At 57.8% G+C, this 26,033-nt stretch carries 19 protein-coding genes and 2 pseudogenes; 16 read left to right on the forward strand and 5 right to left on the reverse strand.

Translation table 11 applies throughout. From position 1 onward, the window contains the following. Nucleotides 1–23: 23 nt before the first annotated feature. From ACY4LX_RS03610 to ACY4LX_RS03620, 3 genes and pseudogenes are all read right to left on the reverse strand, one after another. Entirely contained in the window at nucleotides 24–1,766 is a 1,743-nt protein-coding gene (locus ACY4LX_RS03610; protein WP_463259186.1) for a potassium/proton antiporter, read from the reverse strand. Nucleotides 1,767–2,063: 297 nt separating this feature from the next. After that, a complete protein-coding gene (locus ACY4LX_RS03615) occupies nucleotides 2,064–2,936 on the reverse strand; it encodes a methyl-accepting chemotaxis protein (protein WP_371925560.1) in 873 nt (290 codons plus the stop codon). Next, a pseudogene (locus tag ACY4LX_RS03620) lies at nucleotides 2,919–3,689 on the reverse strand (MCP four helix bundle domain-containing protein); the annotation flags it as partial. The pseudogene ACY4LX_RS03620 and the gene ACY4LX_RS03615, both read right to left, overlap by 18 nt. 275 nt (nucleotides 3,690–3,964) lie before the next feature. Here ACY4LX_RS03620 and ACY4LX_RS03625 point away from each other — a divergent pair. The 4 genes and pseudogenes from ACY4LX_RS03625 to ACY4LX_RS03640 all read left to right on the forward strand — a co-directional run bounded on the left by ACY4LX_RS03625 (nucleotide 3,965) and on the right by ACY4LX_RS03640 (nucleotide 6,532). After that, nucleotides 3,965–4,195, forward strand: coding sequence for a hypothetical protein (locus ACY4LX_RS03625; protein ID WP_008149645.1), 231 nt, complete (start codon nucleotides 3,965–3,967; stop codon nucleotides 4,193–4,195). Then, nucleotides 4,192–4,494 carry a cell division protein ZapA gene (locus tag ACY4LX_RS03630; RefSeq protein ID WP_123402505.1) on the forward strand — a complete coding sequence of 101 codons (303 nt, stop codon included), beginning with the start codon at nucleotides 4,192–4,194 and terminating at the stop codon, nucleotides 4,492–4,494. The genes ACY4LX_RS03625 and ACY4LX_RS03630 overlap by 4 nt, the downstream gene beginning before the upstream one ends. 145 nt (nucleotides 4,495–4,639) lie before the next feature. After that, nucleotides 4,640–5,668: pseudogene (locus ACY4LX_RS03635) on the forward strand (HAMP domain-containing protein); the annotation flags it as partial. 132 nt (nucleotides 5,669–5,800) lie between these two features. Continuing rightward, a complete protein-coding gene (locus ACY4LX_RS03640) occupies nucleotides 5,801–6,532 on the forward strand; it encodes a methyl-accepting chemotaxis protein (protein ID WP_463260561.1) in 732 nt (243 codons plus the stop codon). A gap of 140 nt (nucleotides 6,533–6,672) precedes the next feature. Here the strand turns inward: ACY4LX_RS03640 and ACY4LX_RS03645 are convergent, their stop codons facing one another. Both ACY4LX_RS03645 and putA read right to left on the reverse strand, forming a co-directional pair. Next, a complete protein-coding gene (locus ACY4LX_RS03645; protein WP_348133068.1) occupies nucleotides 6,673–8,475 on the reverse strand; it encodes an acyl-CoA dehydrogenase in 1,803 nt (600 codons plus the stop codon). A gap of 166 nt (nucleotides 8,476–8,641) precedes the next feature. Next, entirely contained in the window at nucleotides 8,642–12,592 is a 3,951-nt protein-coding gene (gene putA / locus ACY4LX_RS03650; RefSeq protein WP_463259187.1) for a trifunctional transcriptional regulator/proline dehydrogenase/L-glutamate gamma-semialdehyde dehydrogenase, read from the reverse strand. 465 nt (nucleotides 12,593–13,057) lie between these two features. Here putA and putP point away from each other — a divergent pair, with 465 nt between their 5' ends. The 12 genes from putP (at nucleotide 13,058) to ACY4LX_RS03710 (ending at nucleotide 25,944) form a co-directional block, all read left to right on the forward strand. Next, a complete protein-coding gene (putP, locus tag ACY4LX_RS03655; protein WP_463259188.1) occupies nucleotides 13,058–14,542 on the forward strand; it encodes a sodium/proline symporter PutP in 1,485 nt (494 codons plus the stop codon). A gap of 319 nt (nucleotides 14,543–14,861) precedes the next feature. Beyond that, nucleotides 14,862–16,874 (forward strand): type VI secretion system Vgr family protein, encoded by a 2,013-nt coding sequence (locus ACY4LX_RS03660; protein ID WP_463259189.1) that lies wholly within the window; start codon nucleotides 14,862–14,864, stop codon nucleotides 16,872–16,874. Then, nucleotides 16,864–17,601, forward strand: a complete 738-nt coding sequence (locus ACY4LX_RS03665) for a DUF4123 domain-containing protein (protein ID WP_463259190.1) — start codon at nucleotides 16,864–16,866, stop codon at nucleotides 17,599–17,601. Before ACY4LX_RS03660 ends, ACY4LX_RS03665 begins: the two co-directional genes overlap by 11 nt. Next, complete coding sequence (locus ACY4LX_RS03670) at nucleotides 17,601–22,352, forward strand: RHS repeat-associated core domain-containing protein (protein WP_463259191.1); 4,752 nt, start codon at nucleotides 17,601–17,603, stop codon at nucleotides 22,350–22,352. Before ACY4LX_RS03665 ends, ACY4LX_RS03670 begins: the two co-directional genes overlap by 1 nt. 7 nt (nucleotides 22,353–22,359) lie before the next feature. Then, nucleotides 22,360–22,770, forward strand: a complete 411-nt coding sequence (locus tag ACY4LX_RS03675) for a hypothetical protein (RefSeq protein ID WP_463259192.1) — start codon at nucleotides 22,360–22,362, stop codon at nucleotides 22,768–22,770. A gap of 67 nt (nucleotides 22,771–22,837) precedes the next feature. Next, nucleotides 22,838–23,254 (forward strand): hypothetical protein, encoded by a 417-nt coding sequence (locus ACY4LX_RS03680; RefSeq protein WP_463259193.1) that lies wholly within the window; start codon nucleotides 22,838–22,840, stop codon nucleotides 23,252–23,254. A 45-nt stretch (nucleotides 23,255–23,299) separates the two neighbouring features. Then, nucleotides 23,300–23,800, forward strand: a complete 501-nt coding sequence (locus ACY4LX_RS03685; RefSeq protein WP_463259194.1) for a hypothetical protein — start codon at nucleotides 23,300–23,302, stop codon at nucleotides 23,798–23,800. 100 nt (nucleotides 23,801–23,900) lie between these two features. Continuing rightward, on the forward strand, nucleotides 23,901–24,278 hold the full coding sequence (locus ACY4LX_RS03690; RefSeq protein ID WP_463259195.1) for a hypothetical protein: 378 nt from the start codon (nucleotides 23,901–23,903) through the stop codon (nucleotides 24,276–24,278). A 24-nt stretch (nucleotides 24,279–24,302) separates the two neighbouring features. Next, complete coding sequence (locus ACY4LX_RS03695; RefSeq protein WP_463259196.1) at nucleotides 24,303–24,656, forward strand: hypothetical protein; 354 nt, start codon at nucleotides 24,303–24,305, stop codon at nucleotides 24,654–24,656. Nucleotides 24,657–24,728: 72 nt separating this feature from the next. After that, nucleotides 24,729–25,178 (forward strand): hypothetical protein, encoded by a 450-nt coding sequence (locus tag ACY4LX_RS03700; protein WP_463259197.1) that lies wholly within the window; start codon nucleotides 24,729–24,731, stop codon nucleotides 25,176–25,178. After that, on the forward strand, nucleotides 25,178–25,594 hold the full coding sequence (locus tag ACY4LX_RS03705) for a hypothetical protein (protein WP_463259198.1): 417 nt from the start codon (nucleotides 25,178–25,180) through the stop codon (nucleotides 25,592–25,594). The genes ACY4LX_RS03700 and ACY4LX_RS03705 overlap by 1 nt, the downstream gene beginning before the upstream one ends. Further along, nucleotides 25,588–25,944, forward strand: a complete 357-nt coding sequence (locus ACY4LX_RS03710) for a contact-dependent growth inhibition system immunity protein (protein WP_463259199.1) — start codon at nucleotides 25,588–25,590, stop codon at nucleotides 25,942–25,944. Before ACY4LX_RS03705 ends, ACY4LX_RS03710 begins: the two co-directional genes overlap by 7 nt. Nucleotides 25,945–26,033 lie beyond the last annotated feature (89 nt).

The raw sequence follows: 26,033 nt of genomic DNA on the forward strand, positions 1-26,033 counted from the left end.
GATCAGGTGAAAAGAATGGCAGTTTAGAGGAAGAGTCCGGGACCCGGGCGACTTCCTTCGGGGAATCTGACGCCCACTTTGCCGATCTTGTTCCCTTCCATGACCGCGACCGTCCAAATGGTGTTGTTCCACTCCACCTGGTCGCCCACGACCGGTGCACCGCCGACCTTCTGGGCAATGAAGCGGCCCAGGGACATGTCCGGATCGATGCCTTCGACTTTCAACCCGTACAGCGCAGCAACCGCGGCCAACTGGGCGTCTCCTTCGAGCACGAAGTCGCCGAAGAAACGCAAATCGAGGCCCCGTTGCGGCGCCTGGCTGAAGAGTTTTCCGAGGGCCGTCAAGTTGTGTTCATGGCCGATCACGCAGAGCAAATCGTCGACTTCCAGCACCGTACTACCCGACGGATGGAGCAGTTGCTGGCCACGAAACAGCGCCGCGATACGGGTGCCTTCGGGCATTTTCAGTTCACGAAGGGGCGAGCCGATGCACCATTTCTCGGCGCCGAGGCGGTAAACGAACAGCTCCCACTCGCTGGTGACGTGAACTTCCAGCGCCGAGCGGGAGATCGGTGCCGGCTCCGGTGGGACGGTTACCTTCAGCAGTTTGGCGACCCACGGCAGGCTTGTGCCCTGTACCAGCAGCGACACCAGCACGATAAAGAACGCGAGGTTGAAATACAGCTGGGCGTGCGGCAGCCCGGCCATCAGCGGGAACACCGCCAGAATGATCGGCACCGCGCCGCGCAGGCCGACCCAGGAAATGAAGGCTTTTTCGCGACCATGGAAGGCTTTGAACGGCAGCAGGCCGACCATCACCGACAGCGGCCGCGCGAACAGGATCATCCACAGCGCCAGGCCCAAAGCGGGCAGGGCGATCGGCAGCAAGTCGTGGGGCGTGACCAGCAGGCCCAGCACCAGGAACATGCCGATCTGCGCCAGCCATGCCATGCCGTCGAGCATGTGCAGAATGCCGTGGCGGCTGCGCACCGGGCGGTTGCCGATCACCAGCCCGCACAGGTAAACGGCGAGGAAGCCGCTGCCGTGCAAGGCGTTGGTCAGGGCGAACACCAGCAGGCCGCCGGCAATCACCAGGATCGGGTAGAGGCCGTTGGCCAGGTTGATGCGGTTCACCAGTTGCAGCATGACCCAGCCGCCGCCCAAACCGATCACGCCGCCGATGCCGAATTCACGCACCAGATGACCGAGCAGGCTCCAGTGCAGGCCGGTCTGGCCACTGGCGAGCATGTCGATCAGGGTCACGGTGAGGAACACCGCCATCGGGTCGTTGCTGCCGGATTCGATTTCGAGGCTGGCGGTCACCCGTTCGTTCAGGCCCTTGCCGCCCAGCAGCGAAAATACCGCTGCGGCGTCGGTAGAGCCGACGATGGCGCCGATCAGCAAGCCCTGGATGATGTTCAGGTTGAACAGCCACGCCGCGGCCATGCCGGTCAGCCCGGTGGTGATCAACACCCCGACCGTGGCCAGCGACAGCGCCGGCCACAACGCCACGCGGAAACTGGAGACCCGGGTGCGCAAGCCACCGTCGAGCAGGATCACCGCCAACGCCAGGTTGCCGACCAGATAAGCCGTGGGGTAGTTATCGAAAATAATGCCGCCGCCGTCGACGCCAGCAACCATGCCCACGGCCAGGATAATCACCAGAATCGGGATACCGAGGCGGGACGAAAGGGAACTCACCAGAATGCTTGCACCTACCAGCAACGCGCCGATCAAGAACAGGCTGTTGATGGCCGTCGCATTCAAAGGCAATACTCCAGAAAGCTGAAAGGCGGACAAACTGACCATGCAGTCTGCGTGCCAGCGATTCTAACCTGTTGAAATGTGATGCTGTCAAAAAGGTTTTGACGGTGTGGTGTCGATCGTTGCCACGCTCTGCGTGGGAATGCCTCAACGGACGCTCCGCGTTCGGCTCTCGATGGGACGCGGAGCGTCCCGGGCTGCATTCCCACGCAGAGCGCGGGAACGATCAATCAAAAGATCGCAGCCCGGCGTACGTCCTGTAAGAGCTGCCGAAGCCTGCGATCTTTTGCTCTTGACGGATTACAGGCTAAACCGCCCAACCATGTTGTTCAGGTCCAGCGCCAACCGCGACAGTTCATTGCTCGCCGCACTGGTCTGATTCGCCCCGGTCGCCGATTGCACCGACAGATCGCGAATGTTCACCAGGTTGCGGTCAACCTCGCGAGCCACCTGCGCCTGCTCTTCGGCCGCGCTGGCGATCACCAGGTTGCGCTCGTTGATCTCGACAATCGCACTGTTGATCGTGTCCAGCGACATCCCGGCACCACGGGCAATGTTCAACGTCGACTCGGCGCGCTCGGTGCTGTTACGCATCGAATCCACCGCGTGTTCGGTGCCGCTCTGGATGCTGCCGATCATGCGTTCGATTTCGCTGGTGGACTGCTGGGTACGGTGCGCCAAGGCACGAACCTCATCCGCCACCACCGCAAAACCACGCCCGGCTTCACCGGCACGGGCCGCTTCGATCGCGGCGTTCAGGGCTAGCAAGTTGGTCTGGTCGGCCAAGCCACGAATCACGTCCAGCACTTTGCCGATGTCGCGGGATTCGTTGGCCAGATCGCCGATCAGGGTCGCGGTGCTCTGCACATCGGCGCTCATGCGTTCGATGGCGCTGACGGTTTCCTGCACCAGGTCACGGCCGTCACCGGCGGAAGTGGTGGCGTTTTTCGAGGCTTCGGACGTGCTCACCGCGTTGCGCGCGACTTCTTCCACAGCGCTGGTCATTTCATTGACTGCGGTGGCGGCCTGTTCGATTTCGTTGTTCTGCTGGGTCAGGCCACGGGCGCTTTCGTCGGTGACGCTGTTCAGCTCTTCAGCGGCGGAGGCCAATTGCGTGGCCGAGCCGGAAATCCGCTGCAGGGTATCGCGCAGCTTGTCCTGCATTTTCGACATGGCCGCCAGCAAGCGACCGGCTTCGTCTTCGCCATCGACCGTAATCGGACGTGTCAGGTTGCCCTCAGCAATTTCTTCCGCAGCGCTCAAGGCGTTGGCGATGGGCTTGGTGATGCTGTTGGTCAGCAGCCAGGCGAACAGCAGGGTCAGGCCGGTGGCGATCACCAGCAGTGTGATCACCAGGTTAAACGACGACGAATACTGATCGCTCGCCCCTTGATCGGTCGCGGCAATCTGCTGGGTATTGATCTCCAGCAGCTTCGCCAGGGCATTGTTGACCGCTTCAGAGTTGGCCAGCAGTTCGGTGTTGAGCATGCTGCGCAACTCATCGATCTGGTTGTTGCGCGACAGGCTCTTCATCCGGTCTTCGAGTTGACGGTACTGCGCCAGCAACTGCACGTACTGATCATAAGCCGCACGTTCCTGCGGGCCGTCGATCAACGGTTCGTAAACCCGCTGGGCGTCGCGGATCTGCTGGTTACGCACGTCGAACAGGTCCATGGTTTTCTGCTGCACGTCCGGTTCGCGGTTGATCAGCAAACGGTAGGACAGCACGCGCAGGCGCAGGGTCAGTTGGGTGAACTCGTCCAGGCTCTTGATGCTCGGCACGCTGGCGTTGGCGATGTCTTCGCCGGCCGAGCGGATCTTGCTCATCTGGTTCAGGGCGAACACACCCAGAATCAGCATCAGGGCGCCAATCAGGGCAAAACCGAGGAACGCGCGCGGCGCGATATTCATATTACGAAGGGACATGGTGTTTACCGTGAAAGGCGCATCCGTGCGGGGCTGAGACTGCTGTATGAGTGACTTATCGGTTCTACGACTAAAGTCTTGAGCCCCTGCGCGTATTTGTCGCACGCGGGCTGCGGCGACGAAGTGCAGGAACCAGATCCGCCAATCACAGTCTTTAAAGCTCGCGAGCAAGGTTGCCCGCCAGGAAAATCAAGGCCTTGCGCCCCAATAACCCTGGCATCCGTGGTGACTTTTCTTTATCGTACGCGCCCTTTGAAAAAGCTTGGAAAATCAAAATGTTGGAAGCATCCCTGAGTCAATTGGAACAACTGGTCAGCGACCTGGTGCAACAGAACCAGACTCTGCTCGGCACCAACCAGACCCTGAGCGCCGAACTGGCCCAGGCCAAGGATGAAAACGAAAGCCTGCAACTGAGCCTGATGGAACAGGAAGAGAAACAAGGCGCCACCGCCGCCCGCATCCAGGCCCTGGTCGAGCGCGTCAGCGCCGGCCCTGTCAGCGCATGAATCAGGGCGCCGCAGGGGTAAAAGTCGTCTCGATCCTGGGGGAGGACTATTCGATCAAGGCGCCGGCCGGGGAAGAGCAAACCCTGCTGGACGCCGCCATGATGTTGAAGGCTGCCCTGGCCGACACCAAACGCAAATACCCGACGTTGATCGGTGATCGTTTGCTGGTGCTGGCGGCGATGAATCTGTGCTCCCAGCAGATCGAAATGAAAAAGCAGCACCAGCAGGAACTCGACCGTTACCAAGAGCAAGTCAGCGCCACGGTTGAAGTAATCGCCAAGACGATCAATCAGGCCTGATCGGTTTGCGCACAACCAAAGAATAAAATTGTCGTTTGCGTTGTATACAATCGGCACGGCTGTTGCAGTGTTTCAGCCTCTTATTCTTTGGGGGTGCTCCATGCAGTTCTGGCGACGCAGTATTCAATGGCAGTTGATCCTGAGTATGGGCACCGCCCTGCTGGTCAGTATTCTGATCGTGGTTGGCGTTTATACCTTGGTGGTCAACCGTCTCGCCCAGAGCTATCTGGTCGAACAGGCGCTGCCGTCGAGCATCGAAGCGATGCGCAACGACATCGAACGCATCCTCGTGCAACCCCTCACCGCCGCCAAGGACATCGCCAGCAACAGCATGGTGCGCGACTGGTTGGCCGGGGGTGAAAACAGTGCCCAGACCGACACCTTCGTGAAGTACCTGGAAGGCATCCGCGCCGAGCACAAGGCCTTTACCGCACTGATCGTCGGCACGGCGTCCAACCACTACCTCACGGAAAAAGGCCTGGACCGCACCCTCAGCCGCTCCAACCCGAAAGACGCCTGGTTCTACACATTCCTCGACAGCAACCAGCCGCGCACCCTCAATATCGATAACGACACCGCGACCGGAGAATTGGCGCTGTTCATCGACCTCAAGGTCGAGCAGGCCGGTAAAGTCGTGGGCGTTGCGGGCTTGGGGCTGAGCATGAAAGAGCTGTCGGAGCTGATCCACAACTTCAACTTCGGGGAGCGCGGCAAGGTCTACCTCGTGCGTTCCGACGGTTTGATCCAGGTTCATCCCGAGGCGCAGTTCAGTGGCAAGCGCACGTTGGCCGAGCAAATTGGTGGCCCGGCGGCCCAAGCGGTGATGGGTCAAAAAGTTGCCACCAACAGCAGTTTTGTCCGCGATGGCGAAGATTTTCTGGCATTGAGCCTGCCGCTGCGGGATCTCGGATGGACCCTGGTGGCCGAAGTGCCTCAGTCGCAGATCTACGCCGAAGCCCGCCACGCGATGTGGACCAGCAGCGCAATCGGCCTGGCGGTGGCGCTGGTGTGCCTGATGCTGGTGGTGTTGCTGGCCCGTGGCTTGGTGCGACCGATTCGTCAGGTAACAGCGGCACTGGTGGCCATCGGTAGCGGTGGTGGAGATTTGACCCACCGGTTAGATTCCAGCCGCGCCGATGAACTGGGCGACCTGGCCCGGGGCTTCAACCGCTTCCTGGAAAGTCAGCGCGAGATGATCGGCGAAGTCTTGACCACCAGCGAACGTCTGCGCACCGCCGTCGGCCAAGTGGCGAAGGTGGTGGACAACACCGCCGAGCGTTCCGGGCGTCAGCAGGAAATGACCGACATGGTGGCCACCGCTGTCCACGAAATGGGCCTGACCGTGCAGGAAATCGCCCAGAACGCCGGCAACGCGGCAGTGGCATCGCAAAGCGCTCGCGATGAAGCGCTGCAGGCGCGGGAAGTGGTCGGTGGTTCGATCCGGCATATAGAAAGCATGTCCGATGAAATCGGTGTCGCGGCCACGGCGGTGGGCGAGTTGGCGCATCAGGTGGCGTCTATCGATCAAGTGCTGGCGGTGATTCGCGGGATTTCCGAGCAGACCAACCTGTTGGCGCTCAATGCTGCGATTGAAGCGGCGCGGGCCGGGGACATGGGGCGCGGCTTTGCGGTGGTGGCGGATGAAGTGCGCACGTTAGCCAGACGTACACAGTCGTCCACCGACGAGATTCAGCAGATGATCGGCAGCCTCAAGCAGGGCGCGGAAAACGCCGTGTCGTCGATGCATTCGGGGCAAGCCGCGACCGGCACCGGCGTCGAATCGAGCCAGCGTACCGGGACCTCGTTGACGGCGATTACCGGGCAGATCGAGCGCATCAGCGACATGAACCATCAGGTGGCGACGGCGACCGAAGAGCAGTCCGCCGTTACCGAAGAAATCAACCGCAACGTGCAGGGCATTTCCGACCTGGCACGGGCGACGGCGGGGGAGGTCAGGGCGTGTCGCGAGGATTGTCAGACGTTGCAGCGCTTGGCGGATGATTTGGCGCGGCAGATGGGTGGGTTCAAACTCACCTGACTGATCGTTCCCACGCCGAATGATCGTTCCCACGCTCCGCGTGGGAATGCCTCCTGTGACGCTCCGCGTCACGCTTTTAATGGGACGCGGAGCGTCCCGGGCTGCATTCCCACGCAGAGCGTGGGAACGATCGGCCGGTGTCAGAACCATTCATCCTGCATGCTCAGACACACATCATCCCGCGCCTCCAGAATCGCCAACTCATGGTGACAACCCGGCACTTCCCACGTCAGGAAATACCGCGCGGCCTGCAACTTGCCCTTATAGAAGCTCACATCCGCCGCATTACCCTTGGCCAGCCCTTCCTCGGCGCGAATCGCCTGCTCCAGCCAGCGCCAGCCAATCACCGTGTGACCGAACACTTTCAGGTACAGCGCCGAGTTCGCCAGGCTGCTGTTGACCTTGCCCTGGCCCAGATCCGTCAGCAGGCCGATGGTCACGGTTTGCAGGCGTGCAACCAGTTTTTCCAACGGCTCACGCAGCGCAGTCAGGGATTCGTGGGCTTGGGCGCGCTCGGCGGTGTGGGCGATCAGGCGAATCAATTGCTTGAGGCCAGCACCACCGTTTTGCGCGAGTTTGCGCCCCAGCAAGTCCAGGGACTGTATGCCGTGGGTGCCTTCATGGATCGGGTTCAGACGGTTGTCGCGGTAGTACTGCTCCACCGGGTATTCGCGGGTGTAGCCGTGGCCGCCGAGAATCTGGATCGCCAGTTCGTTGGCCTTCAGGCAAAACTCCGACGGCCAGGATTTGACGATCGGCGTGAGCAAATCCAGCAGTTCATGGGCCTGCTTGCGTGCGTCTTCGGTTTCAAGGGTGGTGGTGTCATCGAACAGCCGCGCCGCGTACAGCCCCAGGTCGAACGAACCTTCGACGTAGGCCTTTTGCGTCAGCAGCATACGTTTGACGTCTGCGTGCTGGATGATCGCCACCGGCGCGGTGTTCGGATCCTTGCTGTCCGGCACCCGGCCCTGCGGCCGCTCGCGGGCGTACTCCAGCGAGTACAGATACCCGGCGTAACCGAGCATCACCGCGCCCATGCCGACGCCAATCCGCGCCTCGTTCATCATCTGGAACATGTAGCTCAAACCGTGGTGCGGCTTGCCCACCAGATAGCCGACACACTCACCGTTATCGCCGAAGTTCAGCGCGGTGGAGGTCGTGCCGCGCCAGCCCATCTTGTGAAACAACCCGGCCAGCAACACGTCATTGCGCTGACCGAGGCTGCCGTCATCGTTGACCAGAAACTTGGGCACGATAAACAGCGAAATCCCCTTCACCCCGGCCGGTGCGTCCGGCAACTTGGCCAGCACCATGTGCACGATGTTTTCCGACAGCGGATGGTCGCCGCCGGAAATGAAGATCTTGTTGCCCTTGAGTCGATAAGTGCCGTCAGACGCCGGCTCGGCCCGTGTACGAATATCCGACAACGACGATCCGGCGTGGGGTTCGGTCAATGCCATGGTGCCGAAGAAGCGACCGTCGATCATCGGTTGCAGGAAGCGCTGCTTCTGTTCCTCGGTGCCGAAACTTTCGATCAGGTTGGCCGCGCCCATGGTCAGGAACGGATACGAGGTCGACGCCGCATTGGCGGATTGGAAGTGGGCAAAACAGGCTTGGGACAGCAGCGTAGGCAGTTGCATGCCGCCGGCGTCGAAACTTCGCGCGGCGTTGAGGAAACCAGCCTCGAGGAACGCATCCACCGCCGGTTTCACCTCAGGAATCAGAATCGCCTGACCGTTCTCATAGCGCGGCTCGTTCTCGTCGCCCTTACGATTGTGCGGGGCGAAGAACTTCTCGGCGATGTTGCGGGCGGTGCCGATGGCGGCGTCGAACGTCTCGCGATTGTGCTCGGCGAACCGCTCACGCTGGGTCAGGCCCTCGGCATCGAGGACTTCGTACAGCTCAAAAGCCAGATTGCGGGAACTGAGCAACGTCTCGGACATGTCGGCCTACCTTTAAAAAAGTATGCCGCAGTCTAGGTTGGCTTATAAAAATGGGGAAGGAAGATAGATGGGGGTGATGGGGCGGCACAAGTTACAAGCTTCAAGCTGCAAGTAAAAGCAGTTTGCTTCTACTTGCAGCTTGCAGCTTATAACTTGCCGCTGCTGCTTAGCCGATGGTCATCAAGCTGGCATTGCCTCCAGCAGCAGCCGTGTTAACGCTCAACGCCCGCTCGATCACCAACCGCTCCAGCGCAATGTTGGTCTCGCCCTGGGACAACCCGTGAACCCCGACAATCGCCCCGGCACGCTTGGCCACTTGCTGGCACACCGCACGCAACTGATCGGAATGGCCATGATGCAGGACCGCATCAAACACCACTTCGTCCTTGTTCCAGTCGGAAACCAGCTTGATCCGCGCCTGAACTTCCTTCGGCAAACGTGCGAACAAGGCCTTGGTCAAGTCAGCTTCCGGCCAGACCGCCGAACCGCCCACCGCCAATACCGCCGCCAGTTGCGTCAGCAGATCGCCTTCGACTTCCGCCAGGCACAGCACGTGTTCGCGCGGCAGGATGGCGTAGCTGTTGCGCTCGCCGGTCGGGCCAGCGAGGACGCGGGTGATCCCGCTTTGCGATTGCGCGGCGAACTGCACGCACAAGGTGCTCAGGTCGGCAAACTTGTGGCTGTCGGCCCAGGTTTGCAGGGCGGTCAGCGGCTTGCTCATGGCATCACGCAAACGCACATCCGGCGCCGCGATAGCGTCACCGCGAGCGAAGGATTGTTCGATCGCATCCGTAGGACGGGTCGACAACAGACGGTACAGGTACAGCGGGCCACCGGCCTTCGGCCCCGTGCCCGACAAACCTTCGCCACCGAACGGCTGCACGCCAACCACAGCGCCAACGATGTTGCGGTTTACGTAGACGTTACCGGCATTGACGTTGTCGATCACCTTGGCGATGGTCTCGTCGATCCGGGTGTGCACGCCCAGGGTCAGGCCGTAGCCGGACGCATTGATCTGGCCGATCAGTTGGTCGATGTCTTTGCGCTTGTAGCGAACCACGTGCAGCACCGGGCCGAAGATCTCCCGTTGCAGTTCGTCGAAGCTTTCCAGCTCGATCAGCGTCGGCATCACGAAGGTGCCGCGTTTGACTTCTTCGGCATCGGCGATAGCCACCTGGTACACGTTGCGACCTTTGTCGCGCATGGCCTGGATGTGCTTCTCGATGCCGGCCTTGGCTTCGGCGTCGATCACCGGGCCGATGTCCACGGACAGGCGCTCCGGGTTGCCGAGACGGCATTCAGCCATGGCGCCCTTGAGCATTTCGATGACACGGTCGGCGGAATCTTCCTGCAAGCACAACACACGCAGAGCCGAGCAACGTTGACCGGCACTGTCGAAGGCCGAGGACACCACGTCGATCACAACCTGTTCGGTCAGTGCCGACGAGTCGACAATCATCGCGTTCTGGCCGCCGGTTTCAGCGATCAGCGGAATCGGACGACCCTGTGCATCCAGACGACCGGCGACGTTACGTTGCAGCAAACGCGCGACTTCGGTCGAGCCGGTGAACATCACGCCTTTAACCCGATCGTCACCCACCAGACGGGCACCAACGGTTTCGCCACGGCCAGGCAGCAGTTGCAACACGCCTTCCGGAATACCGGCTTCGAGCAGCAAACGCACGGCTTGAGCCGCCACCAATGGGGTTTGTTCCGCAGGCTTGGCCAGTACCGGGTTGCCGGCGGCGAGGGCAGCAGCCACTTGGCCGCTGAAGATCGCCAGCGGGAAGTTCCACGGGCTGATGCAGACCACCGGACCCAATGGGCGGTGGGCGTCGTTGGTGAAATCGTTGCGTGCCTGCACCGCGTAATAACGCAGGAAGTCCACGGCTTCGCGCACTTCGGCGATGGCGTTGGCGAAGGTCTTGCCGGCTTCGCGAGCCAGCAGGCCCATCAGCGGCTGAATCTCGCCTTCCATCAGATCGGCGGCGCGTTCCAGGATCGCGGCGCGTTCGGCGGGCGGGGTGGCCTGCCAGATTGGGCCAGCATTCAGTGCGCACTGGATCGCGTTGTCGACGTCTTCGACGGTGGCTTCCTGGACATAGCCGACCACGTCACGCAGATCCGACGGGTTCAGGACTGGCGCAGGAGTTTCAGTGCTGGACGTGCAACCGAGCATCGGCGCGGCTTTCCAGCTGTTATGTGCGGTGGCCAGCAGGGCGCAGGACAGCGAAGCCAGACGATGTTCGTTGGCCATGTCGATGCCGCTGGAGTTGGCGCGCTCGGCACCATAAAGGTCGCGGGGCAGCGGGATACGCGGGTGCGGCAGGCCGAAGCCGCCTTCCACCGTCGCCATCTGCTCGATGCTGGCCACGGGATCGGCCACCAACGCCTGGATCGAAATCGACTGATCGGCAATCTGGTTGACGAACGAAGTGTTTGCGCCGTTTTCCAGCAGACGACGTACCAGGTACGCCAGCAGTGTTTCGTGAGTACCGACCGGTGCGTACACGCGGCACGGACGATTCAACTTGCCTTCGGAAACTTTGCCTACAACCTGTTCGTACAGCGGTTCACCCATGCCGTGCAGGCACTGGAACTCGTACTGGCCGGGGTAATAGTTCTGACCGGCAATGTGGTAAATGGCCGACAGGGTGTGGGCGTTGTGCGTGGCGAATTGCGGGTAGATGACTTCCGGCACCGACAGCAATTTGCGCGCACACGCGATGTAGGAAACGTCGGTGTACACCTTGCGGGTGTAGACCGGATAGCCTTCCAGGCCTTCGACTTGGGCGCGCTTGATTTCGCTGTCCCAGTACGCGCCTTTTACCAGGCGGATCATCAGGCGATGACGGCTGCGGCGAGCCAGGTCGATCACGTAATCGATCACGTACGGGCAACGCTTTTGATACGCCTGGATCACGAAACCGATGCCGTTCCAGCCGGTCAATTGCGGCTCGAAGCACAGGCGTTCGAGCAGATCCAGCGACAGCTCGAGGCGGTCGGCTTCTTCGGCGTCGATGTTCAGGCCGATGTCGTATTGCTTGGCCAGCAAAGTCAGCGACAGCAGGCGCGGGTACAACTCGTCCATCACACGCTCGTACTGCGCACGGCTGTAACGCGGGTGCAGGGCCGACAGCTTGATGGAAATGCCCGGGCCTTCATAAATCCCACGACCGTGGGAGGCTTTGCCGATCGAGTGGATGGCTTGTTCGTACGAGGCCAGGTACTTCTGCGCGTCGTGCTCGGTCAGTGCGGCTTCACCCAGCATGTCGTAGGAATAACGGAAGCCCTTGGATTCGAACTTGCTCGCATTGGCCAGGGCTTCGGCGATGGTTTCGCCGGTGACGAACTGCTCGCCCATCAGGCGCATGGCCATGTCGACGCCCTTGCGGATCATCGGCTCGCCGCTCTTGCCGATGATGCGGCTCAGGGACGAAGTCAGGCCGGTTTCGTTGTGGGTGGCGACCAGTTTGCCGGTCAGCAGCAAGCCCCAAGTGGCGGCGTTGACGAACAGCGACGGGCTGTTGCCCAAGTGCGGCTGCCAGTTACCGGTGCTGATCTTGTCCCGGATCAGTGCGTCACGGGTGCCTTTGTCCGGGATACGCAGCAGCGCTTCGGCCAGGCACATCAGCGCCACGCCTTCCTGGGACGACAGGGAAAATTCCTGCAGCAAGCCCTGAACAATCCCGGCACGGCCGCCGGCGCTTTTCTGATTGCGCAGTTTGTCGGCAATCGAGGAGGCGAGTTTGTTGGTGGCTTCGGCCATTGCTGCTGGCAGGCGTGCCTGTTCGATCAGCATCGGCACCACTTCCGGCTCAGGGCGACGGTAAGCGGAAGTGATTGAAGCGCGCAGCACCGATTGCGGCAGGATGCTTTCAGCGAATTCGAGGAAGCACTGATGGGCGTGATCCGTTGGCACATCGACGGCGTCGTCGGCATCCTTGGTCAAACCGCTCAGCTCGGTCAGGGTTGCACCACCCTCGAGTTTTTCCAGGTAATTGAAAATTGCCTGCTTGATCAGCCAGTGCGGCGTGCGATCAATCGAGGTCGCGGCAGCCTTGAGGCGCTCGCGGGTTGGGTCGTCAAGTTTGACCCCAAGGGTGGTGGTAGCCATATTTTTATCCTCATGTTTGCCACGACTGCGTGGCATCAGCTGGCGGCAAGATTAGCTGTGCGCTGGCAGAGGTGCAACCGGGTGCAACCCTTTTTTTGTCGGAATAATAAGCAGCTCGTCAGGAATTAAATTCCGGTACGAACGTGCCGCTTCTGCTTGGTGCTTTTGCTTCTAGTAAATGGCCAGGACTGCTCTAAAAAGGAGCAAAAACTAGGCTTTTTCACGAAAATCCGACTAGGTGCAACTTATTCTCAAGAAATGGGTTGCACCTCATTTGGGTTGTTGAATAGGATTCGCGCCCAAGGTGCAACCGGTCAAAAAAAGACAGGTGCGCCGGCTGATGGCTTTCCTGGGGAAACATCAGTCATAAATGCGCGGGGCTGAAAACCGTCTGAACAAACAGTGTCGTTTGTCGGCGTTTCACACTTCGCCACTACATAAAAACAAAGCCAGGGCAGCATTCGAATGAGCGTAAGCAATCCAACCCTGATCACGTTCGTGATCTACATCGCAGCAATGGTGCTGATCGGCTTCATGGCCTATCGCTCCACCAACAACCTTTCTGACTACATCCTGGGCGGTCGCAGCCTGGGCAGCGTCGTGACCGCGCTTTCCGCCGGCGCTTCCGACATGAGTGGCTGGTTGCTGATGGGCTTGCCCGGCGCCATCTACATGTCCGGCCTGTCCGAAAGCTGGATTGCCATTGGCCTGATCGTCGGTGCCTATTTGAACTGGCTGTTCGTGGCCGGTCGCCTGCGGGTGCAGACCGAGCACAACGGCGACGCGTTGACCCTGCCGGACTACTTCTCCAGCCGTTTCGAAGATAAAAGCGGCCTGCTGCGGATCATCTCCGCCATCGTGATTCTGGTGTTCTTCACCATCTATTGCGCGTCGGGCATCGTGGCCGGTGCCCGTCTGTTCGAAAGCACCTTCGGCATGTCGTACGAAACGGCGCTGTGGGCCGGTGCTGCGGCGACAATTGCCTACACCTTCGTCGGCGGTTTCCTGGCCGTGAGCTGGACCGATACCGTACAAGCGACGCTGATGATCTTCGCGCTGTTGCTGACGCCGGTCATCGTGCTGCTGGCCACCGGTGGCGTTGACACCACGTTCCTGGCGATCGAAGCGCAAGACCCAAGCAACTTCGACATGCTGAAAAACACCTCCTTCATCGGCGTGATTTCGCTGATGGGCTGGGGGCTGGGCTACTTCGGCCAGCCGCACATCCTCGCGCGTTTCATGGCGGCGGATTCGGTCAAGTCGATTACTAAAGCACGCCGCATCTCCATGACCTGGATGATCCTGTGCCTGGGCGGCACCGTCGCGGTAGGCTTCTTTGGCATCGCCTACTTCTCGGCTCACCCTGAGCTGGCCGCGCCGGTAACCGAAAACCACGAACGTGTGTTTATCGAACTGGCAAAAATCCTCTTCAACCCATGGGTTGCCGGTGTGTTGCTGTCGGCCATCCTGGCGGCCGTAATGAGCACCCTGAGCTGCCAGTTGCTGGTGTGCTCCAGCGCGCTGACCGAAGACTTCTACAAAACCTTCCTGCGTAAAACCGCTTCCCAGGTCGAGCTGGTCTGGGTCGGTCGCGCCATGGTGTTGCTGGTTGCCCTGATCGCCATCGCGTTGGCGGCCAACCCGAACAACCGTGTACTGGGGCTGGTCAGCTACGCCTGGGCCGGTTTCGGTGCTGCGTTCGGTCCGGTTGTGTTGATCTCGGTGATCTGGAAAGACATGACCCGCAACGGCGCACTGGCCGGCATTCTGGTCGGTGCAATCACCGTGATTGTCTGGAAACATTTCGAACTGCTGGGTCTGTACGAAATTATCCCGGGCTTCATCTTCGCCAGCCTGGCGATCTACATCGTCAGCAAGCTGGGCGCGCCGACCAAAGGCATGCTGATGCGCTTTGCGGCGGCTGAAGCGGATTTCCGCTTGAACAAGTGATGATTTAACGCCATCGCTTGTAGGAAAGCGGCCCGTCTCCTGTGGAGGCGGGCCGTTTTTTTTTGTTTGCGGGCAAGCCTCGCTCCGACAGGGTTCAGCTCACGATCCAGCGCAATCCTGTAGGAGCGAGGCTTGCCCGCGAAGGCGTCTTCAGCTTCACCACACTGCTTCCGTAGGGAAATGTCTGTAGCTAAATGCACCGATTCTTGAAGGACAATTCCCTAAAAAAGTAGGGAAAATCTGATTTCCCTGCCCTCTGCTCAAACCGCCCTGTTGCTCATGCAGAATCGCCCGCCCTCATTCTGCAGAGACACATCGGATGTTCGCGCCTGCCAATCAACCGCGTTTCACGTTGACCCTCGACGGCGTCCAGAATGAGCTCAAGGTGCTTGAGTTCACCGGCAAGGAAGCCATCAGCCAACCGTTCCGTTTCGACCTGGAACTGGTCAGCGAGCGGCCGGATCTGGAACTGGAAAACCTCCTGCACCGTCAGGCGTTTCTGAGTTTCGATGGGCAAGGTTCCGGCATTCACGGTCAGATCTATCGCATTGGCCAAGGGGATTGCGGTAAACGTCTGACACGCTATCAAGTCAGCCTGGTCCCGCGTCTGACCTACCTCGGTCAGCGCTTCAATCAGCGGATCTTCCAGCACAAAAGCGTGCCGGCGATCATCGCGCAGGTTCTCAAGGACCACGGCATCCAGCGCGATGCCTTCAAGTTTCAACTTGGCAGCGACTACCCCGAGCGCGAGTACTGCGTGCAGTACGCGGAAAGCGACCTGGCGTTCATCCAGCGCCTCTGCGCCGAGATCGGCATTCACTTCCACTTTCAACACAGCCCCGACGGGCATCTGTTGGTGTTCGGCGACGACCAGACCGTGTTCCCGCCGCTGCCCGAACCCACGCTGTACCTGCCCGGCAGCGGCATGGCCGCGAGCGCGCCGGCGATCAAGCGTTTCAACGTGCGTTGGGAAACGCGGACTACAACCGTTACACGCCGGGACTACGACTTCCACAAACCGCGCCTGCAACTCGAAAGCCGTGTCGACAGCGAACAGCTGCCGGTACTGGAGGATTACCACTTCCCCGGTCAATTCACTGATCGCGAATCCGGCAAGCAACTGACCCAGCGAGCCCTGGAGCGCCATGCGGCGGATTACCGTCTGGCGGAAGGTCGCAGCGATCAATCGGCATTGGTTAGCGGACATTTCCTGCAGCTGGCCGAGCATCCGCGTGCCGACTGGAATGTCTTGTGGCTGGTTACGGAAATCGAGCACCAGGGCCGTCAACCGCAAGTGCTTGAGGAGTCCGTCACCGACGACGGCGGATTCCAGGGCTACCGCAATACCTTTCTCGCGACGCCTTGGAGTGCGCCGTTTCGCCCACCGCTGGGGCCGGACAAGCCGCGCATGCTCGGCTATCAACATGCCGTCGTCACCGGTCCGTCCGACAGCGAAATCCATTGCGACGAATATGGCCGCGTCAAAGTCCAGCTCGCCTGGGACCGCGACGGCCAACTCAACGAGCATTCCAGTTGCTGGCTGCGGGTCGCCACCGGTTGGGCGCACGACCGCTACGGCAGCGTATTGATACCCCGCGTCGGCATGGAAGTGCTGGTGGGTTTCATCGACGCCGACGCCGACAAACCCGTGGTGATGGGCTGCCTGCCCAACGCCGCGACCCCCGTGCCGCTGGACCTTCCCGCCGACAAGACCCGCAGCATTTTCCGCAGCCAGAGCAGCCCCGGCGGCGGTGGCTACAACGAGTTGCGCATCGAGGATCGCAAAGGCGCCGAGGAAATTTACCTGCGCGCCCAGCGAAACTGGACTCAGCACGTGTTGAATGATCAACAGGTGCAAGTGGATAACGCCCGCAGCATCGTCGTCACCGGCATCGCCCGGCACGAGCTGAAGGCCGACGAGCAGCGCATCACCCACGGTCAGCGCCAAACCGAAATCCGCCAGGACGACCACCTGCTGGTGACCGGCGACCGCCACATCCGCGTGAACAGCCAGGCCCTCAACGCCAGCCAACAATTCCATGTCCGCGCCGGCCAGCAAGTGGTCATCGACGGCGGCGCCAGCGCAACCATCCAGGCGGGTGGGCAGTGGATCAACATCGGCCCCGGCGGGATTTTCAGCAGCGTGCCGATCCAGGTCGGCGGGGCACCGATGGCGGCCATGGCGGCGGTTGCGAGTTCGCCTGACGTGCCACTGAAACTCGCCGCAGCGCCAGCGGCGTTGCTCAGCGCCGCACAGATTTTCAGCCTGAAAAGTGATGCGCCGTTCTGTGAAGAATGCGAGCGCTGCAAGGAGGGTGTTTGTGCAGCCTGATCACTTGGCTCCTCGCGACTGGCTGGAGCAGCAACCGCTCAAGCCCTCGGAAAAACTCTTCGCCATTTTCAGCAATGCCAGCGCCGCTGAACCATTCGTTGCCTGGCAACGCTCGATCACCGCGCAAGCACCGAGCCCGATCTGGGCTGACACCGTGTATGCCGAGTGGGAACCGGTGATGCCCTTTGTGGGAATCGTTGCCGCTGACAGTGAGTTTTTGGAGTGGGTCGCCACCACCGAGTCTCGCGATTGGGGTTGGTTGGCGGTTTCTTCCGCGAGCCAGGAAGCGCTGGTCGAGCACTTGCGCTCCCTCACGCAAGCGCTGCTGCCCAACGGCGACTCGGTGTTTTTCCGTTTCTGGGATGGGCGTTATCTGCTGCCGATTCTGCAATCCGGCGAAGTCGATGGTGCGCAACTGCTGCCGCTGATCAGTCGTTGCCTGATCAACGGCCAGCCGCTCGAAATCGGTGGACGCGCACTGAAGAGTTCGCAGGTTTTTCCTTGGTGGCAGGTCCCCGAGGCCCTGCTGGAACAACTCGCCACACAGTCTGAAATCACCCGGATCAACAACTTACTGACGTGGCTGAGTGAGGACCGTCGTGATCTGTTCGAAGCTTTTCCCTACAGCGTTTTGCGACACAAGATCGCGAGTTTTCTTGGGGCGCCGTCCCTTCCTGGAGCACCGAAACAAGCCTTGGTGGATTACCTGACGGCGGAGCTGAATTGATGGATCAGATTGTGCGTATCGAGCAGGAGCTCGACAGTTTTCCGAACACCCTTTCCCTCTACCGTGAACAGCTTAAGCATTGGTTCAGCCGGACGGCGGACGCGGCCAGTCATGCGGCTGATTTGCCTTCGTTGATGGGGATGGAGCGGATCGTCCGGTTCGGCAATGCCAGCACCATTGTGGGCAGTGCGGACGACGACTTTATTTCCACCGTTGTGCAGTGTCCGAAGGGCGGAACGCTCGAGATCGAGAGCAAGTTCGAATCGGTTTATGACATCCCTGTAGGAAATATCCAGGTCGATGTGATTGCGGCCGATGGCGGGGAGGTGACGCCGGTCACGCTGGATGAAGACGGTAAAGGGACATTCAGAGGAGAAGAGGGCAAGTTCTACCGTATTCACGTTCACGACGAAGTCACGCCGGAGCAGGTTGAAGATCTCTTCTCTTCCTACGATGGGCTGACGAGGGAGCTGGAAACGTGGCTGCGGGATGAGTGGCAGACGTTTAAACCGAAGTGGTCGGAATCTTCTTCGGCGGCTGTAGGCAATGGACTGCTCGCGGGCAGTTGGGCGGCTATCGAAGGCGTGTGGGACGGTATCAGCCTGCTGTCGGAGATTCTCAAGGATCCCGGAAAGTTTGCCGAGCGGTTGGGCGAGAGCGCCGCAGCGCTGAAGGACCTCGCGCAAACCGCCCCGCACGTTATGGAAAAAGCCCAATTGCTGGCCAGTGACGAGGCAGCGCTGTGCTTGCTGGTGCGCAGTGCCAGCCTCTGGTTGGACATGCTGCCACCGAGCGAAATCGCCGGTAAAACCGCCGAAGCAATGTCGATGATCGTGGTGCAGTTGTTGATCGACATCCTGATCGGCATCGTCCTGACGTTCGCCGGAGCGGTTGCTGGCATCGCCTACTTGACGATGCGTCTGGCGGACCGAGGCGCGCAATTACTCAGTGCCGTGCTGCGTCTGGTGAAGGCGATCTTCACGATCATCAACACCTTCATCAGCTACGTTGACCGCTACAAAAAAATCGCCGCACGAGGCATCGCGGCCGGCATGCAAAAAGGCCGGATGCGGCTGAACTGGCGTGCCCGCCGCAACGCTTCGCTGAAGAAAGACGAACACCACGACGACGCCCCCGACCAAGCGAAAAACCCCAACGGCGACAGCGCCACCTGTGTGCCATCGACCTGCAAAAATGGCTGCCCGGTGTCGATGGTCACTGGCGAAGAACTGCTGACGTTGACCGATGGCACCCTCGACGGTGTGCTGCCGTTCGACTTCACCCGGCTCTACCGCACCAGCGCCGCCGAGATCGACAGCGGCCTCGGTTTCGGCTGGAGCCACAGCCTGGCCCATCGCCTGGAAATCGATGGCGAACACGTCATCTGGATCGACCACGAAAACCGGCGTACGACCTTTCCGCTACCGAGCAGCGAACGCCCGGCCATCCACAACAGCCTGTCGCGCGCGGCGATTTATCTCGGCGAAGAGCCTGAAGAACTGATCCTCGCCCAGGCTGGCGAAGAAACCCGTTTCTACCACTTTCATAACGGTTTTCTGACAGCGATCAGCGACGGGTATGACAACCGGTTGCGCATCACCCGCGACCACCAGGGCCGGATCAAACGCCTCGACAACAGTGCGGGCCGCGCCTTGCTGTTGCGCTATGTGCGGCGCCATTTGATCGCCATCGACTACCAGCAATTCCGCCCGGCGGCCACCCTCGAGGAGGCCTGGCACACCGAGCAAACGCTGGTCAGTTACGACTACGACGAGCGTGGCCGGCTGATCGCCGCCATCAACGCGGCCGGTGACAGCGAGCGCTACGACTACGACGACCATCACGTCATCCTGCAGCGGCAACTGACCGGTGGGGCGAGTTTCTTTTGGGAGTGGGAAAAGTCCGGCAAGGCTGCGCGATGCGTCCGGCATTGGGCGTCGTTTTCGCAGATGGACACGCGGTATGTCTGGGATAACGAAGGCAGTGTCACCGTCAAGAACATCGACGGCAGCGAGGAGGTTTACGTCCACGACGACCGGGCGCGACTGGTGCGCAAGGTCGAACTCGACGGCGGCGAACACCTCAAGTCCTACGACGAACAGGGGCGATTGATTGCCGAGCAAGACCCGCTCGGCGCGATCACCGAATACCGCTACGACGAAGTCGGACGCCTGGTGGCGCTGATTCCGCCGGAAGACGAGCCAACGGCCTACGAGTATCGCAACGGCTTCCTACACGCGCGCTATCGCGGCGACGCAGTGTGGACCTATCGCCGCAATGCCCAGGGCGATGTGACCGAGGCGGTCGATCCGGACGGGCAGGTCACCCATTACTACTACGACGTCCAAGGGCGGTTGCTGACGATCCGCTACCCCGATACCAGTCGGCACATCTTCGTCTGGAATGGTTTGGGGCAACGGGTAGAAGAGACCTTGCCGGGTGGCGGACAGCGAAAGTTTTCCTACGACGTCATGGGGCGGCGGATTACCAGCCAGGACGAACATGGCGCCGTCACCCATTACCAGTGGGACGCCGTTGGCCGACTGATCCAGACGACCCTTCCTACAGGTGCCACTCGCGCCTTCAGTTACAACGCCTACAGTCAGATCACCGCCGAGCAAGACGAACTCGGCCGCATCACCCGTTATGAATACGCCGAAGACCTGCACCTGGTCAGCCGCCGGATCAATCCCGACGGCACGCAGCTGAAATACCGTTACGACAATCCGCAACTTCTGCTGACAGAAATTGAAAACGAATCCGGCGAAAAATATCAGCTGGACTACACCGCCAATGGATTGATCCGACAGGAAACTGGATTCGACGGGCAGCGCACGGCGTATGCCTACGACCTCAATGGCCAACTGCTGGAGAAAACCGAGTTCGGTGATGACGGCTCGCGGTTGGTCACCGGTTACGCGCGGGATTCGGCCGGGCGCCTGTTGGTCAAGACCCTGCCCGATGGCGTCAAGGTCGAGTATCGCTACGACAGCCTCGGGCGCCTGGTCAGCGTCGATGACGGCCACGATCATCCACTGGAATTTTCCTACGACAAACAGGATCGGTTGATCACCGAGCACCAGGGTTGGGGAACGTTGCGTTACAGCTACGACGCCTGCGGCCAACTCAAACGCCTGCGCCTGCCGGACAACAGCAAACTCGACTACCACTACGCCAAGGGCGGTGCGCTGACGGCCATCGACCTCAACGGCGCGCGACTCACCGCTCATCAATTCCATTTCGGTCGTGAGCGTCAGCGCCAGCAAGGTTTGCTGCTCAGCGAATATGCCTACGACGATCAGGGGCGTTTGAAGGCTCACGCTGTCAGCCAACAGCAGCAACCGTTGTATCGCCGCGACTATGCCTACAGCGCCAATGGCAACCTCGACCACATCGCCGACACCCGCCACGGCCAGCGCAGCTATGGTTACGACGCCCTCAACCGCCTGACCCGCGTCCGCCACACCCGCGACGACCCACCGGAAAGCTTCGCCCACGACCCGGCGGGCAACCTGCTGATGCAGGACCGCCCCGGCGCGGCGACCATCAAGGGCAATCGCCTGCTGATGCAGGGCGACCGGCATTACGACTACGACGCTTTCGGCAACCTCATCCGCGAACGCCGTGGTACTGCGCAAAAACGGGTCACCGAATACCGCTACGACTGCCAGCACCGGTTGGTGGGCGTTACGTTGCCCGATGGCAGCTGTGCGAATTATCGCTACGACGCCTTCGGCCGCCGCATCGCCAAAACCGTCGACGGCAAAACCACCGAATTCTTCTGGCAAGGCGACCAAGTCGTCGCCGAAAGCAGCCGCGAACACCACCGCAGCTACGTCTACGAACCCGGCACCTTCCGCCCCTTGGCCATGCTCGACGGCAAAGGCCCGCGCAAAGCCTGCCCGTTCTATTACCAACTCGACCACCTCGGCACCCCGCAGGAACTGACCGACTACAGCGGCGAAATCGTTTGGTCCGCGAAATACAACGCTTACGGCAAAGTCACCCGCCTGACACGCGGGGCCGGCGAACAACTTGAACAGCCGTTGCGGTTTCAAGGGCAGTACTTCGATGCCGAGTCAGGCCTGCACTACAACCGGCATCGGTACTATGATCCGGACATTGGCCGGTACCTGACGCCTGATCCGATCAAGTTGGCGGGTGGGCTGAACCAGTACCAGTACACGCCGAATCCGACGGGGTGGGTTGATCCGTTGGGGTTGAGCTGCCCGCCACCGAAAGCGGCTGGTTGTACAGTGCCGGGTGATACGACTGGCGCTAGGGTTGATGAGGGTGAGCCTGAACTACCGAAGCCCAAGTTAAGTCCGGCGGAGCTTGCCGAGATAGAAATCAAACGTTTGGACACGAGCCAAGGCATGCATATGGTGGGGAAACATAGCCCAGAGGTTCCAGATAACAAATGGAAACAGAGAGCTATTGATGGTACGGACCCCATTACTGGTAGAAGACCCAGGAATCGACGTGGTAATCCAAGCTCCAGATTTATCAGTTGGGAGTTGATGCTGGAGGCTTACACTCTTGCAACAACGAGAACGGAGCGCGGGCTGTCTCAATTCACCGGTATAGACCGAGAGGGCAACAATATTGTCAGAATGATACTTCCGGGTGCAGGGGAAGGGTACATACCAAATGCTAATTCAAAAGAACACCCTGTACGCGTTAGCATGGACCGCTTCGAGATGAAATTCGATGATAAAGGCATACCGTTTACGTTGTATCCAATTAGGTGAGGTGAGTATGTTTGTTGATCTTGGAACTGGGCAGCCATATGTTCCGACACCTTCATATTTTTTGGGGTGTTTCGATATTTATGATCGTGAAGAAACACTTGGAGAGGAGTTGGAGAAATTTAATCCGAATGATCCGGCGGATAGGGAAGAGTTAATACTCAAGTATTGTCTGGTTAGTAATCGTACCTACCGACATCATTTTTTGCTTTATAAATGTTTGGAACAGGCGCTTCAGGACAAAAGCTACGATTTCCAGGCACTTTTTAAGTATGACCCAGAGGCATATTCCTCATTTCCCTATGGGTGGGATGAAATGGAAAATACAAGAGTTTTTTTTGAAGATATTTACCGATTGGCAACTGTCGTATGGAAAGAAGACCTTCAAAGGGCCAGTCTTGAAGATCCAGAGAGTTGGTAAAAAGTCTAGTGATTGTTAGCTTGATTGCTTTTGGCCAGAATTTGCATTTTGGGGGCTGAGACAAATAGTGTTGCGAGACCCATTTTTAGGTGAAGAGTTTCATCCAGGTTTAATGTGGATTATTGGGGTTTTTGATGTTTATGATCGTGAAGAGACGCTAGGTGCGGAGCTTTCAATCTATGATCCTAACAATAGGTGGGATAGGGGCGAGCTGATTAGAAAGTACACATTGAATTTAGGCTATTTGAACTACCGACATAAACTTGTTTTGGTGGAGTCTTTAGCAGAGAAGCTGAATGACAAAAGCTATGACTTCCAAGGTTTGTTCGATATTGATGAAGACGAGGCTGCGAGCTGGCCACGCGGTGAATGGTACGAATTAGAGAATCCTCGTGGTTTTCTTGAACATGTCTATACCTTGGCGCAAGAAGTCTGGAAAGATGAACTGCTTAAGGCAGGGTTGGAAGATCGGTCCACTTGGTGAAGAAATAATTTTGAATTGTTTTGGCAATTTAAAATGGAGTGTTAGATGTCTGATCAAAAACTAACGCGTGGGGTAATTACAGATTGGGCCTATGGGCGCACTGTTATTGATTTGGCTGAAAGTGATTGTGATGGAGACGCTGCGTGCTTTGATAATGCTGTGATGAGGGTGCTAGGGGCCAAAGGCTTATTAGAATTTGCAGCAGATCCAGCGTGCCCGAATAGAAGATATTTTGTAGATAGGTTTGTAACTCTTTTTTTAAGGATCTTTCGTTCGAATGGAAATCTTCCATTTCATTTTTCACGTTTTCTAGGAATTAAGTCCAGAGAGGAATATAGGGCTGAGATGGAAGCGCAAGCGGAAGAGATTTATGATATCTGCTTGGTTTTAGATGGTATGAGGCTTATAAAAGATCCCGCAATACAGGCTCTTTACAAACAGCTTCTTGATTTTAGACATGCCTATACAAGTAGCAATAGCGACTTTTATTACAGAAGCTTGGTAGCGTTGGATTTGGGGCTTTTTGGTGGGGAGACGATGCGTTAAGTTGTTTTATTGGGTGGTGTGTCGTTGGTAGGTCTTTAGTTGTTGCTTTTTGGTAAGAAAGTAAGAGTTTGGATTTTCAATAAAGCTGTGGGGGCTTCAAATGATAGATAAGTATGTTGTGACTGTCCTGGCAGTAAGTCTCGTCGTTGAAGAAGAAGTTTTATTGCTTGTTAATGGTGTGGAAGTTAAATGCTTTGCGAGCTGCTGCTCTGAAAAAATTCAGGTAGGGGGATCCTATGAGGCCGAGTTCGAGATAGTCCTTCCTAATGATGACTTCATTACCGTTGCAGAAAAGCGACCCGACTCACTGATTGAAGTGATAGGCGATGGATTTTCATGCTTTCTATATGGTTATTTGGACGGAAGTGTCTTCCGATCCTTTGTTGATTTTATGGATCAGGAAATCCACTGCGACAATCCAGAGTTTAACGAACAATTCGTAAAGGTCAGGGTGGATAGGATTGATGTTTCTTTCTGATCGACAAACGAATAATTTGAATGATTGAATCTTTTTCGTTTTACTTTGTTTTTTACTAAAATGACAGAATTTCCAGTTTCAGACGGCGTCATTGAAAAAAAAACATGTGGGAGAGAGAGTCTTTTTATAGAGTTTCTAGATTGGCAGGAAGAGCGCTGGATAATTACATTTGAGAATGTTCTGGGGTTTAAATCCGTTGGGGCAGTGGGGGCGGAGATCTCAGAGATGTTTGTGAAGGATGTAACGCCTTTGTCGCAGGAGCTGGCGTTGAACGACCCTGCAAAAGTAGCGTTTAGCTATTGTTTTACTTGTGCTCGCGAGTGGCATGTTGTGTTGACAGTAGTAGCTAACGGGTATGTGGCTGAAAGGCGTGCATAGCTCTGGGAGTAAATAGAGTTTTTCCATTTTTCAATTCAGGCTGTAATTACGAAGATGAAGTGCTTAAAAAGTATGGCGATTGTATTGAATAATCAGCTTCTAAAGATTGCGTTTTTTAGTGGTCATAGAAAAAGAATTGCTGCAATGAAAAATTCGGATAATCATCAAGTGGAAAATTCCGGCTCTGCAACTGAGCAGCAAACCCTTGGTCGCGAACTTCTTTTTGTAAGTAGGGAGTGGAGAGCTGTTCCAAGCTCTAAATTTATAAGCCATAGAGCGCAACTGAATGCTTACAATGAATCGATGACAAGGGAGGCTAGAAAAATGTCTCGTTTTACTGGTGAGGATAGCAAAGGAAATTTGTTAGTAAGAATGGAGGCTGAAAATGTAGGTCAGGGATATGAGCCTAATCCTTTAGATCCAGAAAATCCGCGTTTCATTCCTCAAATGAATGCGTTTGAGATGAAATTCGACTTCGAGACGTTGCAGCCTATAGCGCTTTATCCGATAGAGAAAATCTAATGCTGATGCATCCATTTCTTGAGGTTCCATATAATCCCCTCTTAGGGCATTTCCTCGGCGGGTTTGATATATATGACCGCGAGGAGAGTCTTGGTGTTGAATTGTCGGCATACGATCCAGGCTGCCCTTCGGATAGAGAATTTTTAATATCTAAATTTATTATCAAGCGCTTCGCGGGTTTGAGTTATCGGCACAAATTTGTTTTGTTTTTTGTACTGAGTGAGGCTCTTGACGGTGACTCTAGTGCTTTCTCTAAGATTTTTGAGCATGATCCGAAGGCGCATTCTTTGCTTCCTGTTGGATGGAGTGAAATGATAGATCCAAAGGCGTTTTTTGAAGATATACATCTTAAGCTATCCGAAGCCTGGTGTGATGAATTGTATAAAGCCAGCCAAGAGGATTTTTCGACGTGGTAGGTGAGGAGTATGGCGATAAAGACGGAAGCAATAAGCAGGATTTTGAAGAGTTGTTCCAGTTCTTTGGTTGTTATTTTCATCAAGACTGGATGTGCATGCATAGGACGGCAGATGAAGTAATACAGTCGTTTTTTATGGAGTCGTATGTCGACTCCATATTAGAAGTGCGTGCTCAGATGATGACCCTTTTGTCGTTTGATAAAAACGAAGTCGAACTGCGGCAATTTCTATTGAGTGATATGTGCTGCAGTTACTGTTATTGGCTCGATTGGCCGTCTGGTGAATCTTGGTTGTTACATTTATTGGATTTGTTTGATCGTCAGCTCTTGAGTCTGAAGCCTAATCGTTAGCGAAATTTCCGGACAAGGTCGTCGGAAGTTTCCTTCAGGTCGTGGCGGTTTCCATGAACTGGTGCGATGTGAGATCCGTGGATAGTCTT

The organism is Pseudomonas sp. Emmai, from assembly GCF_055179735.1.